Origin of the sequence: Brucella sp. IR068 (assembly GCF_049065885.1) — a bacterium.
Classification (GTDB): domain Bacteria; phylum Pseudomonadota; class Alphaproteobacteria; order Rhizobiales; family Rhizobiaceae; genus Brucella; species Brucella intermedia.
In genome coordinates this window covers 158,285-173,866 of the sequence record NZ_JBAKHE010000006.1, presented here as the reverse complement: position 1 = coordinate 173,866, position 15,582 = coordinate 158,285, and the positions used below count along the sequence as shown (strand labels likewise).

The following is a 15,582-nucleotide window of genomic DNA, read 5'->3' as shown; positions in this document are numbered from 1 at the left end:
TTGCGGGAAGACCCCATGCGGAAAATTCGCGTCGTCTGCCGGGCGTCGGACAGCCACCACACCGTAGCCAGCGCGGAAGCGCTGGCTACGCGTCTCTCGGCCCTCACAGGCCGGCAACTACTTCCCACTGGGCAAGACTTCGACGAAAATGGCGAAACGTTTTTTATCCCGACCTACGCCCTCGCCCGGCAGGAGGGGAACCCCGACATGACCGTGGATCGCTTCTATGGCGGCATCGTTCATCGCGGTTTCATGGCGACAAAGCTCGTTACCCATCCACATTGGCACGACCACGACGACCTGCCCGAGGGATGGACGGGACAGTTCGCGGCATGTTTGCAGGATTGCGTTCTGCCGGGCTTCTCGGTGTTCTCGCACCGCCACGCTCTGGAAGCGGCGAGTGCCTTGCTGAAAAAGCACAAAATTCGGTTCAAGAATCCCTATGCGTCCGGCGGCGAGGACCAGAGCGTCATCGACACCGTCCGCTCGCTCGACAGTTTTCTCGCCGAGGTTTCAGAGGTCGATATCGCAAACGGACTGGTTCTCGAAGAGGATGTGGACAATTCCACGACCTATTCCGTCGGGCAGATCCAGCTTGGAAACCATGTCGGAACCTATCTGGGCCGTCAGTACAGTTCCCGCGACAAGGCCGGTAAGGAATTTTATGCCGGTAGCCGGTTGCGCGTGGTGCGCGGCGACTGGGATGCGCTTCTTCAGCTTCTGCAATCGCCAACTGCACGCAAGGTCGTGGAGAATGCCCGGCGCTACGATGAAGCGGCCCGCGAGCATCTTGGACTGGTCGCGTCACGCAGGAATTATGACGTGCTTGTCGGGCCGATAACCGAAAATGGCGTGCGCTGTGGAGTGCTTGAACAGTCGTGGCGCGTGGGAGGCGCTTCCCCCGCTGAACTGCTGGCAATGGAAAAACTGATGCAGGATGAAACCGTGACCGCCGTGCAGGCCGTTCTGCACGAGAGCCGCGACGAAGCGCCGACGTTCCGGGACGATGATTTCATCGTCTATTCCGGTGAGGACGATCTCGGTCAGCCCCTGCATAAATATGCGAGAATCGAGAAAATCTATCATGATCCGTAACGATACCGCCGTCCGTGTCGACCAGTATGAACTGGCCGCGACAGTAATCTCTCCAGACACTACCATTCCCGGCGTCCTTTTTCTTCATGGCTGGGCCGGCAGCCAGGAACGCGACATCGAAAGGGCGAATGCAATATCCTCGCTCGGCTGCGTTTGCCTCACCTTCGATATGCGCGGCCACGGGGATTTGCTCTCCGGCAACAAGACCGTGACGCGCGGCGAAAACCTCGACGACGCAATCGCCGCCTATGACAGCCTGGCCAGCCTCAAGATGGTCGAGGACGACTCCATTGTCGTCATAGGCAGCAGCTATGGCGGATATCTCGCGACATTGCTGACAGAATTGCGCCCCGTTCGCTGGCTGGCGCTCAGAGCACCTGCCCTTTATCGTGACGAGCTCTGGCAGGTTCCCAAGGCAAGGCTCGATCGCAGGGACCTGCAATCCTATCGCTCGGCACTGGTCAGTTATGACGACAACCGCGCCTTGCGGCAGGCACGGGAATTTCGCGGCGATGTGCTTCTGGTCGAGTCCGAGCATGACGTCATCGTTCCGCATCCGACAGTGGCGAGCTATCAAACCGCCTTCATCAATGCCCGTTCGCTGACCGTTCGCATGCTGGACGGCGCAGACCATGCCCTCACGGAAGAGCGCCATCAAAAGACCTACAACCAGCTCCTGACCCGCTGGATCAGGGAAATGGTTCTCGGTGCCCGTTGAAATTCCAAGGGAACATTCGATCGGCTCGTTGGTTGGGACAGTCCCCAGAAACAAGGGAGCCTACGATGAAACAGTCTATTCGATATTGCGCAAGCGCGGTTTTCCTGCTGGTCACACCGGCAGCTTTTGCCCAAACCGCCGCCCCCTCCAGTGACCCGCAAACACCTGCTGTGACGACACCCGGAGAGAAAAACCCCAAGGCGCCCGTGCCGGGGCAGAACAGCTTTACCGAAGATCAGGTGAAGGAACGCCTGACCGAAGAAGGCTATACCAACATCATGCACCTTCAGCTTGGCGAGGATGGCGTCTGGCGCGCCGATGCTGCGCGTAACGGGCAGCCCGTGAAGGTTCTTTTCGATTTCCAGGGAAACATCACCACGCAGTGATCCGGCTGTAACCGGCAACCGAATTAAAGGAGATGAAAATGGCTTATATCACAGGTCTGTTCGACAATTATGACGAAGCAATGGACGCCGTTCGTTCCCTTGAGGAAGCGGGGATCTCTTCGGACAATATCAGCCTGATTTCGAATAATACCGATGGTCGATATGCAGGCGATGCCGCGGAAGGGGACGGGAGCACCGTGACGGGCGTCGAAACCGGGGCCGGTCTCGGCGCGGTCGCAGGCGGCGGTGCCGGACTGCTGACCGGGCTTGGCCTTCTTTCCATTCCCGGCGTCGGCCCGGTCGTGGCAGGTGGCTGGCTCACCGCTACGCTGGTCGGGCTTGTTGGCGGCGCGACAGCCGGCGGCGTCGCAGGCGGTATCGTGGGCGCCCTCGTTGATACGGGCATACCCGAGGAAGAGGCGCAGGCCTATAGCGAAGCCATTCGCCGGGGCAGCGCTTTGGTCGCGGTCCGCTGCGACGAAAGCGAGCGCGAGAAGGTCGAAGCCATTCTGGAAGACTGGGGACGTGTCAATATCGGCCAGCGCCGCGACGCTTATCTCGAGGAAGGATGGGAGAGCTTCAATGCGTCGGCTGCGCCCTACACGGCAGACGAGATCGAACGCGAACGTCAGCGCTGGGGCTAGGTGGATCGGCCGATGAAAGAGGTGGATCCGCGCAAGGCCCGTCAAGGTTTGAATGGAGGGCGTATCCTCACAATCCTCGTTTCCAGCCTGATACTGGCGATGATTGTCTGGGGTGCGGTGGAACTTTACGGACAAATGCGTCCGGGGCGCGGTTTCATGGATGACAACAGCACACCGCCTACATCCACGGAATCGCAGCCGCCGCCTTCCGCCACGGAGCGGCAATGACAAGCCCCGCCCCGGCAATTTCACATCGCCAGCCTACCCTTGAGCAAGTCTGCGCGGAAGCGCAGACTTGTCGGCGTTGCGAGCTCTACAAGGATGCGACACAGACCGTTTTCGGGGAAGGCCCTGTCGGGGCCGGAATTTTCTTTGTCGCCGAGCAACCCGGCGACAAGGAGGATATCGAAGGGCGCCCGCTGATCGGTCCTGCGGGCCAGGTCTTCGACGCCTGTCTCGCCGAAGTCGGCATCAAGCGCGAACGGTGCTACATCACCAACGCCGTTAAACATTTTCGCCACATCCAGCGCGGCAAGAGACGCCTCCACCAGCGCCCGTCGACCAGCCACATAGAAGCCTGCCGCTGGTGGCTTGAGCAGGAAATCGAACAAGTGTCGCCGCATATCATCGTTGCGCTGGGAGCCGTGGCCGCCCGCGCCGTTTTTGATAAGCCTGTGAAGATAGCCGCCGTGCGCGGCCGTTGCCTGCAGCACGAAAACCGCCACGTCTTTGTGACCATCCACCCCTCCTATCTGCTGCGGCTGCGCGGCAGGAGCGGTTACGACCGCGAACGGGCGATGTTCCTGAAGGAACTTGGCCAGGTTGCAGAGTTCGGGCGCGCGTCCGAAACGTGAAGTTTGTTACAGGCTTTTTCTTGGAACATCCTCCGGGCCTCAAGGTTAGGCTTATGTCACGCGCGACAAACTCCACTCCCAAAATCATTGGTCTGGAACCACTGAAAGGAAAGAGAATGGCACAGAATCACACGCAAGGTGGCACACACGAACAACACGTGAAAGCCGGCCAGCAGAGCCACAAGAACGATGGCAAGCAAGCAAGCAGCGGAGGCGGCGGCGACAAGCAGCAGTCATCTTCGCGTGGCGGAAGCCACGAACAGCATGTGAAGGCAGGCCAGCAGAGCCATAAGAATTCGTAAATTAAAGGGGCGGCCTTGTGCCGCCCCATCCTCTAACCGGACGTTGGTTCGGAAAGGCCACTGCGATGTCGTTCACCCCCGATCCCGACTACATGCTGGAGCCGGAACATCTCGTTGAGATGATACCGGCGCTTCGCGCTTTTTCCCGCACATTCTACAGCCAGAAGGAAGACGCGGAAGATCTCGTTCAGGAAACCCTGATGAAAGCCCTGGCCAACCGGGAAAAGTACACGCCTTATTCGCCGCTGAAATCGTGGCTTTTTACGATCATGCGCAACACGTTCTGCACCCGGATTCGGATTCAGAAACGCGAAGCACCAGGCGCCGTCGAGTGCGTCTCTCCGATAGTCTCGGTGGAAGCCTCGCAGGAACTGACCCTTGAAGCGCATGATGTGCAGACCGCGATGGCGACCCTGCCTCATAAATATCGTCGGGTACTGGCGATGGTGGTGTTGGAAGGCAAAAGCTATGAGCGCACCGCAGAGCTTTGCGATTGCTCCATCGGCACGGTGAAAAGCCGCCTGCACCGCGCGCGACACAAACTGCACGATATCATGGAGGGAGCCTAGATAGTGTTTTTCAGGCGTATTGTCCCGCGCTATCGTGTTTTGGCCCGTGATGTGAATTCAGCACGAGGCATCTTGTCATTTGGTCCCAGACATGGCCAACTGTTTGTAATGAATAAGTCTAATGATGATATTATGCGTCTGTTCTCGGGAAAACGCATTCTGGTTTTTGAAGACGGGTTCCTGCTATCGGAAGAAGCGGCAGCCAGGCTGACAAATGCCGGAGCCATCGTGCTTGGTCCGGTCAGCACTGCCATCCAGGCGCTGAATTATCTGGAAGGCGGCGTTGTGGACGCCGTTGTCATGGATGTCGCGCTGGAACCGGACGCGGTGCTCCCGCTCATCGACCAGCTGGAACGCGGTGCCATCCCCTTCATATTCGCCCTGCCCGAAAATCCCAGACTGGACAGCCAGCGCTTCGCCGGTTTCGTGCTGAGCGCTCGCCACAAGGATCTTTCGACAATAGCCGAGGCATTGTTCCTGAGACCCGCCATGGAACATTGACGCCCCCTCCAAATATCGATTGTCCGGGGTTTTCCCCGCAACTCGTTCCGAAAAGCGTGTCACACTTTTCAGATGCGCTCAGGTCACGGAAATTCCCGCCTGTTCCGAGCCAGATGCGACCCAGAATGCCCTCCCGCAACCATGGGATTTCCCACCTTCCAGCCTTTCCTTACACTTCCTGCGTGCAAAGCCGGTGGTAGAGTGTCCCTTGCTGCGCACAACCCCAGCGCAGCAACAGCACCGGGGTTCCTTTTGCCCGCCTGCTTCCAGCTCCGGATTAAAGGTCCCAACTTTTCCCCCTCAAATTGTTGCGATTGATTTGCAGGTGAGAAAGGTGCTTTCTATCCATATTGATAGCACGAACAGATTAGGACTCCGTTCAGCCTCAGAATACTATTTTGATTATTGGTTTTCATGGAAGCGCTTCCCCTCAGTTGCTTCCACCCATCACTGTGCATCCCTTACCCCTACGCCCTCGCGTGGGGGATTTTTTAATGCGAACTGAAGCGCGCTGTCACATTGGAAGCTTCCGAAATCTCCGCCTACGAATCCAGTGGGCCCTCTGCCGCCGTCCCGTATTGCAGCCGCGATTTGCCATGCATCCTGTCCCGGTAAAGAAAGCGGAAGAAGAAGGCATCGCCCGTTCCGCGCAGAAGCCTTGCGAGGACTGCAACCAGCAGAACCGAGAAAATCAGGCGGCCAAACAGGACCACGTAGATATCCGCACCGAGAGCCACGACTATCAGCGTATCTTCGATCAGGCTGTGGCAGAGCCCCATGAAGCTCGACGCCAGAAAGACGTCGCGAGGCTGGATATGGCCGCGCTGCGCTTCACGAATGATGAGGCCCCCGCCATAGGAAAGTCCCAACACCAGCCCGACCACCGTTAGCGGAGCGGCGTCCTTCGCTATGCCGAGCAGGCGCAGCAATGGCGAAAGAAGCAGGTTGAGGAAGCGCGTTACATCGAGGGCATCCATTGTTCTCAGCACCGCGACCAGACCGAGCAGGACAATGAATATCCAGACCAGCGTGGAGGCCGTATCCGCCACGAAACTGGTCCAGCTCGCATCGTAATGGCCCGGCACCCAGTTCGGGGCAGCCGGTTCCGCGAGCCATCCGGTGCGGCTGGAAATCAGGTTAATTCCCCAGGCGAAGAAAAGCCCACCGCCAACCCGGATCAGCGTCGAGACGATCAGGCGCGGACCCGCCTTCTGCACAATACGCTGTTCGATGGGAAGAGCATGGGCAAAGAGGAAAAGCGAACCGAGGATTGTCACCTGTGCTGTGGTCAGTGTGTCGACCGGCAGGACGGCGAACATCACCACGGCCCCGCTCCAGATGCCGACAGAAGGTTCATCGCCCAGACGAAACCTGCCTCCGGCGGCAGGCCCACGAACTGCATGACCGGGGCGAAGGCGGGCGAGATGGCCTTGATCAACCCCATTTCGATAGCCAGTTGTGTCAGCACCATCACCGGCAGCATGATCTTGATCAGCGTCCAGTAGACGCCGACCGCTTCACGCAGAATAACCATACCGAATGTTATCAGTCGCTTTGCCGGGCTCGCGGCCATTCTGTCCCCTCCGCATTATCCCGAGCATGCGACGTTTCGGGCCGGTTCGCGCGGGATGGACCGCCCACCGCAGGTCACGGTGCCGATTTTCGTCTGCGATACAAGCGTGTCAGAAAATCCGCAGATGCGGTGTTCCGCCGGCCACGAAGCCGTCGATGCGTCGGCTTTGGCGAGCAGAAAATCAGCCCCCGCGCCCCGATGCAAGCCATATTCCTTGAACGGCACGGCTTTTGCAGGGATTGCGGCGATCAGGGCGCGGGCGTCGGGGAGGTGCCGTTGGGCACATAAAGGCAGGGCCGGACAAGGTCCGGTCCTGCCTGTCATTTTACTTGGCTTCGATAGCCTGAAGACCGGCAAGGGCGCATTCCGCGTCAATCGCGCCGGACGGTGCGCCGCCGACCCCGATGCCGCCGACCAGCGCGTCGCCGATCTTGATCGGCAGGCCGCCCGCCTGGATAACAAAGCGCGAATCCATGTCGCGCATGCCGTTATTGGCTGGCTTCGAAGCGATGAACTCCGCAAGCTCGCCCGAGTCGCGGCCCAGAGCGGCTGCCGTAAATGCCTTTCCTTCGGCACTGTTGCCGGTATGCGGGCCGGAAAGATCGGCCTTGAGCAGAACCTTGGTTGCCCCGTCGCGCGCCACGACCGCGACGCTCACATTGCTGCCCTTGGCGACGCAGGCATCCAGCGCAGCCTGTGCGGCCTTGGTTGCCAGATCGAGCGGCAGGTAAGGCGTGGTGGGGAGGGTCTGGGCGAAAGCGGTAGCGGGAGACATCGACAGGGCGACAATTGCAAGTTTACGGATCATGGTCGTTCCTCGGTTGTGATGAGGAACATTTAGTTTTCGTCGGCGAGCGGCGAAATCCGTAGCTCTTACAAACTTCTCGGTAGTTCTACGGAGTGGACTGCCCTTCCAGCCACAAGCGCGTCATTTCCGCCTGCGAGGTCGTGCCCAGTTTCGCCCCGATGGCCGCGCGATGGCTGTCGATCGTGCGCGGCGACAGTTCAAGCCCATCGGCAATCTGCCGGGTCGTGAACCCCTGCGCGATACGGCCAAGCACTTCACGCTCGCGCGCCGTCAGCGTGTCCAGCAGCGCCAGTGTTTCGGCCCGCAGCGCCTTGCTGCCGAGCCGCTGATCCAGCAGTTGCTGCGCCTTCTGGATTGCATCGATGAGATCCTGCTCATCGACGGGCTTGGAAAGATAGTCCACCGCGCCGTTTCGAAAGGCACGGCGGCAGGCTTCGATGTCGCCATGGCCCGAAATGATGATCACCGGCCAGTCGATTTCCTGTCCGGCCAGAAGTTCCTGGAGTTTCAGGCCGGTCATGACCGGCATGCGAATGTCGAAGATCATGCAGCCCGGCTTCAACCGGGGCAGCTGTGCCAGAAATGCAGACGGATCGGCAAAACTCCTGACCTCCATGTCTATGGTCGACAAAAGCAGGCTGAGCGACTTTCGCACTGCTTCATCGTCATCGACAAGATAGACCGGCTGAACCATTCTCTTAACTTCCTGTCTCTTCGGCGATTGGCAGCACAACGCGAAACAGCGCGCCGCGCTCCCGTGGGATATAGGAAATCTCTCCGGCAAAACGTTCCACCAGCCGCTGACTGAGGGCCAGGCCGAGGCCGGTCCCTTCAGGACGGCTTGTGGTAAACGGGGTAAAAAGGCGGGGCAACAGGTCCGGCGCGACGCCGGGACCATTATCCGCAATTTCCAGAACCGCCACCGCTCCATCGGCTTTCAGGGACGCGTTGACGCGCCGGTCCTGATCGTCCTCATGAAAGGATTCGATCGCATTGCGGAGGAGATTGAACATGACCTGTTCCATTTCCACCGGATCGACCGCTGCCATCACCGGTGTCTCCGGCATCCCAAGCTCGACCTTGACGCCCCGGCGGGCAGCTTCCGAGGCGAGCAGGGTCTGCACGTTTTGAAGCGACAGGCGCAGATCGGCACGTGTCGTCTGCCGGCGCTGCGGACGAGACCAGTTGCGCAGGCGGTCCAGAATGGCGGATGCCCGGCGCGCCTGTTCCACCATATCGTCCAGCGCTCCGGCGAGAGCCGCCGTATTGTTGCGGCTCAACAGGCGGCGCCCTGCCTGCGCGCCGGCAAGAAGGGCGGTCAGGGGTTGCGTCAGCTCATGCGCCGTGCCGCTTGCCATCTCGCCCATCGTATTGACCCGCGAGGCATGGGCGAGCCGCGCCTCGAAGCCGCTCAGCTCCGCGCGGCGTTCCGCATGGCGGGTGCGTTGCGTCTGGCGAACGATGATCAATCCGCCGAAGAACAACAGGTTGGTGAGGATGAGAAGCGGTATCAGCTGGTCAAACGGCAGCAGGTCGCCCCAGCTCATGGCAAGCGCAGTCTGGAAAAGCAACGGCTGCGAGGCACTGCCGAGCTTCTTGGAGAAATCGACATCGTCAAAGGAGGCCGGTTGGCTGAAAAGAACCGTGCCATCGGGCATGAGGATGCGTCGCGCGACACCTTTGCCGCTCCAGAACGCATCGTCGGAACCGATGAGGCTCCCCGCATCGATCGACAATGTGAGACCGTCATGCGGATTGTCGGTATTGGGGCTGCGTTTTACCATCATGTAGTGGCCGGGCCGCGCGGATGGCGCCAGCAATTCCGGCAGGCCGCGGTAGGAACGGACGGCCGCCCGTATGGTGTCGGCCAGCTCCGGTTCCAGCGCTCTGGTGCCGGCCACGGGCAGAGCCGGGTCCATCGGCACCAGTTGAATTTCGTCGATGCGCGGATAGAACCGGGTGATCGTCGCCGCCACTTCGAGGAAGACATCGTTCTGCGAAACATCGGCGGTTCGCGCCTTGGACTGGGCTATCGTGGAAAGCGCGGTCAGATGGGCATCGTGCTGGCCTGCGCGCTGCGAGGCCTCGCGGTGCAACGTGAAACTGGCGGCCTGAAGCTCGGACAAAAGTGCGGCGCGCTGGTAGATCACAAGGCCGCCCATCGCCACGAGATTGAACAGCAGCCACACGAAAAACGGCAATAGGGCAGAGCGGAAATTTCCCCGGGTGCTTCTGTTGTTGAAGTTCATGAATTGCATCCCGGTATCAGCCTGCCCAGGCAGAATATCGCATCGGCTATGTTTATCATTCGATCGGCAGGTGCAAAACTATTGGAGTTTCCCACCGCTGGCAAATGCCGTCCCGCAAGCCCGGTAATAGCGAATTAGCGGCCGGAACTCCAAAGACCGGCTTGCTTCACGCAGCTTTGCGCGCTCATATAAAAATCGCACCGCTGTTTAGAATCATCTGGAAAAGTCGATACTGAACAACACACCACCGAAGGTCGGTCGCGTCGTCAGCAAGGGAATGCAGCCTCATGAACACATACGGAAAACTATTTTCAGCCGCGCTGGTCGCGGCTGCGCTCAACAGCACGGCAGTTGGACAGGTCTTCGCCAAGACATTGATCTATTGCTCCGAGGCATCTCCCGAAATGTTCGACGCGGCGCAGACGACATCCGGCGCCGTCTATGATGCTTCGGCGCGCAATGTGTCCAACGGGCTCATCAAGATCAAGCGCGGCTCGACCGAGCTGGAGCCCGGCCTTGCGGAAAGCTGGGACGTTTCCGCCGATGGCAAGGAATATACGTTTCATCTGCGCAAGGGCGTGAAGTTCCACACCACAAGCTTCTTCACCCCGACGCGCGAATTCAATGCAGATGACGTGATCTTCACGTTCGACCGCCAGGGAAACAAGGACAATCCCTATTATAATCAGGGCACGTGGCCGCAGTTCGGGGCCTACTCCTTTCCTTCCCTGATCGAGAAGATCGAAAAGATCGACGATCACACCGTCAAGTTCGTGCTGGCGCATCCGGAAGCGACGTTCATCTCCACGCTGTCGCTGACATTTGCCGTCATCCAGTCCAAGGAATATGCCGACAAGCTCGTCGCGGAAGGCCGCATTCCCGAGTTCAGCCAGCAGCCGGTCGGAACCGGTCCCTATCAGTTCGTCGCCTATCAGAAGGATAGCGCCATCCGCTATCAGGCCAATCCCGATTATTGGGCGGGCAAGCAGAAGATCGACAATCTGATCTTCGCGATCACGCCGGATGCGGCTGTGCGCTACCAGAAGCTGAAGTCCGGCGAATGCCATGTCATTGCCGCGCCGAACCCGGCCGACATTGCGGAGATGAAGAAGGATCCGGCTGTCGAAATGCTGCACAAGGAAGGGCTGAACCTCTCCTTCCTCGCCTACAACACCCAGCAGAAGCCGTTTGACGATGTGCGTGTCCGCAAGGCGCTGAACATGGCGGTCAACAAGGCCGCGATCATCGATGCGGTCTATCTGGGCTCGGCTGTCCCTTCGGTCAATCCGCTGCCGCCAAGCGTCTGGGGCTACAACAAGAACGTCAAGGACGACGCTTACGATCCCGAACAGTCGCGCAAGATGCTCGACGAGGCAGGCGTCAAGGACCTCAAGATGAAAATCTGGGCCATGCCGGTGCAGCGGCCCTATATGCCCAATGCGCGCCGCGCTGCCGAACTCATCCAGTCCGATTTCGCCAAGGTGGGCGTAACGGCCGAAATCGTTACCTATGACTGGGGCGAATATCTCAAGCGTTCGCTGGACAAGGACCGCGATGGCGCCGTCATGCTTGGCTGGACCGGCGGCATTGCCGATCCCGACAACTTCCTCGCCGCGCTTCTGAGCTGCAAGGCCATCGGCAGCGCCAATCGCGCCAACTGGTGCGATCAGGATTTCGAGAAGCTCATTCAGGCGGCCAAGCTGACGACGGATCAGGCCGAGCGCACCAAGCTCTACGAACAGGCGCAGGTCGTGTTCAAGGAACAGGCGCCGTGGCTGACGATCGCCCATCAGATCGTCGAGCAGCCGATCAGCAAGAAGGTCCGGGATTTCCGCATCGATCCCTTTGGCGGCTATCTCTTTGAAGACGTCGACATCGAGGAATAAGGCTTGTCCCCGCTTGCCGGATGACTGGCCGGATGACCGGCGATGAACTCCGGTTGGTGGGCATGGAGCATGATCCGACCGGAGTGAACGGGATCGATCAGGATCATGCTCCAGAATGACAGGTTCAGAGCGCCGATCGGATTCAACCAGATCGAAGCGCGCTTTGAACGCCCGCTATCTTCTTTGGGCCCCGGCTGAATCCGGGGCCGCATCTGACCAATATTCGAGAGAATGACATGGATATCGTAGACCGCTTTCTAGCCTATACCCGCATCAACACGACCGCCGTACCCAATGCGGGGAAACTCCCGTCGAGCGCCGGACAAACCGATCTCGCAAAGCTGCTCGCCAGCGAAATGCGCGCCATGGGCATGGAGGTTGAAGAGCGTGACCACTCGATCGTCGTCGGCACCTTGCCTGCCAATGTCCCAAACGGTGACCAGCGGTTTCCGACAATTGCCTGGGTCGCCCATCTCGATACGTCGAGCGAATATACGACCGACACCCGCGCTCATGTCGTCGATTATCAGGGCGGCGATATCGTGCTCAACCAGGCCACCGGCGCTACCATGCGGCTCGCCGAGTTTCCTGAACTCGAACGCTATGTCGGTGACAGGATCATCGTGACGGACGGCACCAGCCTGCTGGGGGCCGACAACAAATCCGCCATCGCCGAGATCATGCATGCCATGCAGGTGCTGACCGGCAATCCCGAAATCGAGCACGGTACGGTCAAGGTCGTTTTCGTGCCCGATGAGGAAATCGGATTGCTTGGCGCCAAGGCCCTCGACGTCGCTTCCCTCAATGCCGATTTCGCCTATACGCTCGACTGCTGTGCGGTTGGCGAGATCGTTTATGAGAACTGGAATGCCGGTGAGTTCCGCCTCACCTTCAAGGGCCAGCCGGCGCATCCGATGTCGGCCAAGGGCAAGTTGCGCAATGCCATTCTCTACGCCCAGCAATTCATCGCGATGATGCCGGGAGGCGAGCGTCCCGAATATACGGAAGGCACCGAGGGCTATTATTGGGCGAAGGGCATTCAGGGGTCCGTAGCCGAGACAACCCTTGTCATCGATATCCGCGATTTCACGAAGGACGGATATGAGGCGCGCCGCGTCTTCATTGAAAACCTCGCCGCAAGCTTCAACCAGCTCCATGGCGAGGGTACGGTTCACGTGGACTACAAGGCCGTCTACCGCAACGCAGCCGAGAGCCTGCAAGGCGAAAATCGTTATCCGGTCGCGCTGGCGCTGGACGCCATGAAGGCAATAGGTGTTGAGCCGACGCCGCTGCCGATGCGTGGCGGTTATGACGGCGCGGTGCTTTCGGAAAAAGGATTGCCCTGCCCCAACCTGTTCTGCGGCGCGCACAACTTCCACTCGATCTACGAGTTCCTGCCGGTCGGTTCGCTCAACAAGGCCTCCGAAATGGTCATCGAGATTCTGAAGACTGCGCGGATCAACGGCAAAAACGCCGGTTGATCCGCTATAGTTCAGATGCTGAGGAGACGTGAATTGTCTCGTCTCCTCGTTTCAACGATCAGGCGCCGGAGTGGTCCGGGTTAGAGCATTTCCAGCAAACGGAACCGCTCTAATAGCCGATGGCGGCACCAGCGACGGCACGGCTGTCTATGGCGCCGTAATAACGGTTGTCGCCGCCCTTTTCGATGGCCGCCATGTTCTTGCCGCCGACGAGAATGCCTGCCGCCTCGCCCCAGACCGGCCAGTTATGGTCCTCGCCGACTGTATAGCCCATGCCGGTCAGCAGCCGGATCGTATCGGGCGAAAGCGCGTTCGCTTCCATATAGACCCGATCAGGCAGCCACTGGTGGTGGATGCGCGGGGCGTCAATCGCCTCCTGAATGTCCATCCCATGATCGATGACATTCATGATTGCCTCGAGCGTGATCGTGATGATGCGCGAACCGCCGGGACTACCGATAACCATGAACGGCTTGCCATCCTTCGACACAATGGTCGGGCTCATCGAGGAAAGCGGTGACTTGCGCGGCTCGATGGCATTGGCTTCGCCCTGGATGAGACCATAGAGATTGGCCACGCCCGGCTTGATGGTGAAGTCGTCCATCTCGTTGTTGAGCAGAATGCCGGTGCCTTCGGCCACCTTGGCCGTGCCGAACGAACCGTTCAGCGTGTAGGTCACCGCGACAGCATTGCCGTCCTTGTCCACGATGGAATAATGCGTTGTTTCGTTGGATTCCTTGAATTCGGCTGGTTTCAGTGCTTCGCTGACACCGGCGCGATAAGGGTCGATACGACTGCGGATTTCTGCGGCATAGGCCTTGCTGGTGAGCTTCTCGATTGGATTATCGATGAAATCAGGGTCGCCCAATGCCGTGTTGCGGTCCACATAGGCATGGCGCATCGCTTCCACCATCAAACGCGTGGTTTCCGCCGAGCCATAGCCGAGATAGGAAATCGGATAACCCTCCAGCACGTTGAGGATTTCGCAGATGATCAGTCCGCCGGAGGAAGGCGGCGGCGAGGACACGATATCGTAGCCGCGATAGCTGCACTTGACCGGTTCCAGCTCTCGAACCTTGTATTGCTCGAAATCGGCCTTGGCGAGAATGCCGCCATGTTCCTTGCTCGACTTGACGATCAGATCGGCGATATCGCCCTGATAGAAGGCTGCCGGGCCTTTTTCCGAAATGGCTGAAAGCGACTTTGCCAAATCCGGCTGGACAAGCTTTTCACCCAGGGGAAGCGGCTTGCCGTCTTTCAGGAAGATACTCGCTGCTGCCGGGTCTTTCGCCAGTCTTTCGTTGCCATCGGCAAAGGAGAGAATATCGCCCAGTTCAAGTGTGAAACCATTTTTGGCGAGTTTCAGCGCCGGGTCGATCAACTCCTCGCGCTTGCGGGTGCCATATTTTTCGCGTGCTTCCTCAAGGCCAGCCACCGTACCTGGTACACCGATGGCGAGATAGGTTTCAGTGCTGGCGCCATCGACCGGCTTGCCATCCTTGTCCAGATACATGGTCTTGGTGGCGGCGAGCGGCGCGCGCTCTCGAAAATCCAGAAAGGTGCTCTTGCCGTCCTTGAAGCGGATCGTCATGAAACCGCCGCCGCCGAGATTGCCGGCCGTCGGATAAACGACCGCCAGCGCGTAGCCGACCGCAACTGCCGCATCGACGGCATTGCCGCCGTTCTTAAGCACATCGATGCCGACCTGCGAGGCGAGATGCTGTGCCGTGACCACCATGCCGTTCTGGCCTTCGGCCGGGGCTGGCGATGCCGCATAAGCTGAAGGCAGATGACCTGCAACGGCAATGGCCGCGGCAAGGGAAAGCGATTTCAGTCTGTAATGCTGCATGTCTTTCCTCCCTTGTGTCCTCCCCGATGGGAGGCAAGACCACAGCGTCTGCAAAATCTTTCCCAAAAGCAAGTGTAAGAAATTGGCTCTATTTCAGCTTGCCGATCAGGCGTTGAACGATAATAATAATATGCAATATTCGGTTCAGGCGCTGCCACAGTTGCAGCCGGTTTCAGAACCTTTCCGAGCTCCTTTCCGATCATCTCCCCTTCCCCACGATGCAATCTCACATGCAGGAGAAATCGATGACCTATGCTCAATGCGCTTGCGGAAATCTGAAAGTAACACCTCACGAACCGCCCAAACTGACGGCCCTGTGTCACTGCTTCGCCTGCCAGCGAAGGACGGGCGCGCCGTTCAGTGCGAATGCCTTCTACTCGGGAGGTTGTGTTGAAATTTCTGGTCAATCGACGGAATTCGTTCGGACAGCCGAAAGCGGCCGCAAAGGTTCGGATGCATTTCTGCCCAAGCTGCGGCTCAACGGTCTATTGGCTGCCAGAAGGTGCCCCGTCCTTGATAGGGGTGGGCGTCGGCCTGTTTGCCGACCCAGCGTTTCCACCACCCTCCCTATCGATATTCGAGCAGTCGAAGCATGAGTGGGTGGCACTCGACAAGAATATGAAACATTTTGCACTTATGCCTGATCAGGAATAGCCGGAGCGCAAAC

Annotated in this window: 18 protein-coding genes and 1 pseudogene; 12 read left to right on the top strand and 7 right to left on the bottom strand. The window is 59.1% G+C overall.

Annotated features, from left to right (window positions below; genetic code table 11):
- Positions 1 to 15: 15 nt before the first annotated feature.
- The 9 genes from ACOWVS_RS12310 to ACOWVS_RS12270 all read left to right on the top strand — a co-directional run bounded on the left by ACOWVS_RS12310 (position 16) and on the right by ACOWVS_RS12270 (position 5,069).
- Positions 16 to 1,095 carry a DUF3182 family protein gene (locus ACOWVS_RS12310; protein WP_075041753.1) on the top strand — a complete coding sequence of 360 codons (1,080 nt, stop codon included), beginning with the start codon at positions 16 to 18 and terminating at the stop codon, positions 1,093 to 1,095.
- The gene (locus ACOWVS_RS12305) at positions 1,085 to 1,813 is read left to right on the top strand and encodes an alpha/beta hydrolase family protein (protein WP_006473428.1); all 729 of its coding nucleotides are present in this window, start codon (positions 1,085 to 1,087) and stop codon (positions 1,811 to 1,813) included. Before ACOWVS_RS12310 ends, ACOWVS_RS12305 begins: the two co-directional genes overlap by 11 nt.
- A gap of 65 nt (positions 1,814 to 1,878) precedes the next feature.
- Positions 1,879 to 2,199 (top strand): PepSY domain-containing protein, encoded by a 321-nt coding sequence (locus ACOWVS_RS12300; RefSeq protein ID WP_036564767.1) that lies wholly within the window; start codon positions 1,879 to 1,881, stop codon positions 2,197 to 2,199.
- Between the two features lie 38 nt (positions 2,200 to 2,237).
- Entirely contained in the window at positions 2,238 to 2,843 is a 606-nt protein-coding gene (locus tag ACOWVS_RS12295) for a hypothetical protein (RefSeq protein ID WP_006470799.1), read from the top strand.
- A 12-nt stretch (positions 2,844 to 2,855) separates the two neighbouring features.
- Positions 2,856 to 3,071, top strand: coding sequence for a hypothetical protein (locus tag ACOWVS_RS12290; protein ID WP_006470798.1), 216 nt, complete (start codon positions 2,856 to 2,858; stop codon positions 3,069 to 3,071).
- The gene (locus ACOWVS_RS12285) at positions 3,068 to 3,697 is read left to right on the top strand and encodes a UdgX family uracil-DNA binding protein (protein WP_006469542.1); all 630 of its coding nucleotides are present in this window, start codon (positions 3,068 to 3,070) and stop codon (positions 3,695 to 3,697) included. The genes ACOWVS_RS12290 and ACOWVS_RS12285 overlap by 4 nt, the downstream gene beginning before the upstream one ends.
- Before the next feature lie 116 nt (positions 3,698 to 3,813).
- Complete coding sequence (locus ACOWVS_RS12280; protein ID WP_006469543.1) at positions 3,814 to 3,999, top strand: hypothetical protein; 186 nt, start codon at positions 3,814 to 3,816, stop codon at positions 3,997 to 3,999.
- 65 nt (positions 4,000 to 4,064) lie between these two features.
- The gene (locus ACOWVS_RS12275) at positions 4,065 to 4,568 is read left to right on the top strand and encodes a sigma-70 family RNA polymerase sigma factor (protein ID WP_006470797.1); all 504 of its coding nucleotides are present in this window, start codon (positions 4,065 to 4,067) and stop codon (positions 4,566 to 4,568) included.
- A gap of 132 nt (positions 4,569 to 4,700) precedes the next feature.
- A complete protein-coding gene (locus ACOWVS_RS12270; RefSeq protein WP_006470796.1) occupies positions 4,701 to 5,069 on the top strand; it encodes a hypothetical protein in 369 nt (122 codons plus the stop codon).
- A 542-nt stretch (positions 5,070 to 5,611) separates the two neighbouring features.
- Here ACOWVS_RS12270 and ACOWVS_RS12265 read toward each other — a convergent pair.
- From ACOWVS_RS12265 to ACOWVS_RS12240, 6 genes are all read right to left on the bottom strand, one after another.
- Complete coding sequence (locus ACOWVS_RS12265) at positions 5,612 to 6,394, bottom strand: nucleoside recognition protein (protein WP_247644428.1); 783 nt, start codon at positions 6,392 to 6,394, stop codon at positions 5,612 to 5,614.
- Entirely contained in the window at positions 6,388 to 6,642 is a 255-nt protein-coding gene (locus ACOWVS_RS12260; RefSeq protein ID WP_247644427.1) for a hypothetical protein, read from the bottom strand. The genes ACOWVS_RS12265 and ACOWVS_RS12260 overlap by 7 nt, the downstream gene beginning before the upstream one ends.
- Positions 6,643 to 6,657: 15 nt before the next feature.
- The gene (locus ACOWVS_RS12255; RefSeq protein ID WP_138920929.1) at positions 6,658 to 6,966 is read right to left on the bottom strand and encodes a hypothetical protein; all 309 of its coding nucleotides are present in this window, start codon (positions 6,964 to 6,966) and stop codon (positions 6,658 to 6,660) included.
- Position 6,967: 1 nt separating this feature from the next.
- The gene (locus tag ACOWVS_RS12250) at positions 6,968 to 7,450 is read right to left on the bottom strand and encodes a GlcG/HbpS family heme-binding protein (RefSeq protein ID WP_006469547.1); all 483 of its coding nucleotides are present in this window, start codon (positions 7,448 to 7,450) and stop codon (positions 6,968 to 6,970) included.
- Positions 7,451 to 7,535: 85 nt separating this feature from the next.
- Positions 7,536 to 8,144, bottom strand: coding sequence for a response regulator transcription factor (locus ACOWVS_RS12245; protein WP_006470794.1), 609 nt, complete (start codon positions 8,142 to 8,144; stop codon positions 7,536 to 7,538).
- Between the two features lie 4 nt (positions 8,145 to 8,148).
- Entirely contained in the window at positions 8,149 to 9,699 is a 1,551-nt protein-coding gene (locus ACOWVS_RS12240) for a sensor histidine kinase (protein ID WP_075041763.1), read from the bottom strand.
- Between the two features lie 287 nt (positions 9,700 to 9,986).
- On the opposite strand from ACOWVS_RS12240, the gene ACOWVS_RS12235 reads away from it, so the two are divergent.
- Positions 9,987 to 11,585, top strand: a complete 1,599-nt coding sequence (locus ACOWVS_RS12235) for an ABC transporter substrate-binding protein (protein ID WP_006469549.1) — start codon at positions 9,987 to 9,989, stop codon at positions 11,583 to 11,585.
- A 236-nt stretch (positions 11,586 to 11,821) separates the two neighbouring features.
- Positions 11,822 to 13,066, top strand: coding sequence for a peptidase T (gene pepT / locus ACOWVS_RS12230; RefSeq protein WP_006469550.1), 1,245 nt, complete (start codon positions 11,822 to 11,824; stop codon positions 13,064 to 13,066).
- A 109-nt stretch (positions 13,067 to 13,175) separates the two neighbouring features.
- Here the strand turns inward: pepT and ggt are convergent, their stop codons facing one another.
- Positions 13,176 to 14,915, bottom strand: coding sequence for a gamma-glutamyltransferase (ggt, locus tag ACOWVS_RS12225; RefSeq protein ID WP_006470789.1), 1,740 nt, complete (start codon positions 14,913 to 14,915; stop codon positions 13,176 to 13,178).
- Between the two features lie 245 nt (positions 14,916 to 15,160).
- Between ggt and ACOWVS_RS12220 the strand changes: the two are divergent.
- Positions 15,161 to 15,569: pseudogene (locus ACOWVS_RS12220) on the top strand (GFA family protein).
- Positions 15,570 to 15,582: the final 13 nt, after the last annotated feature.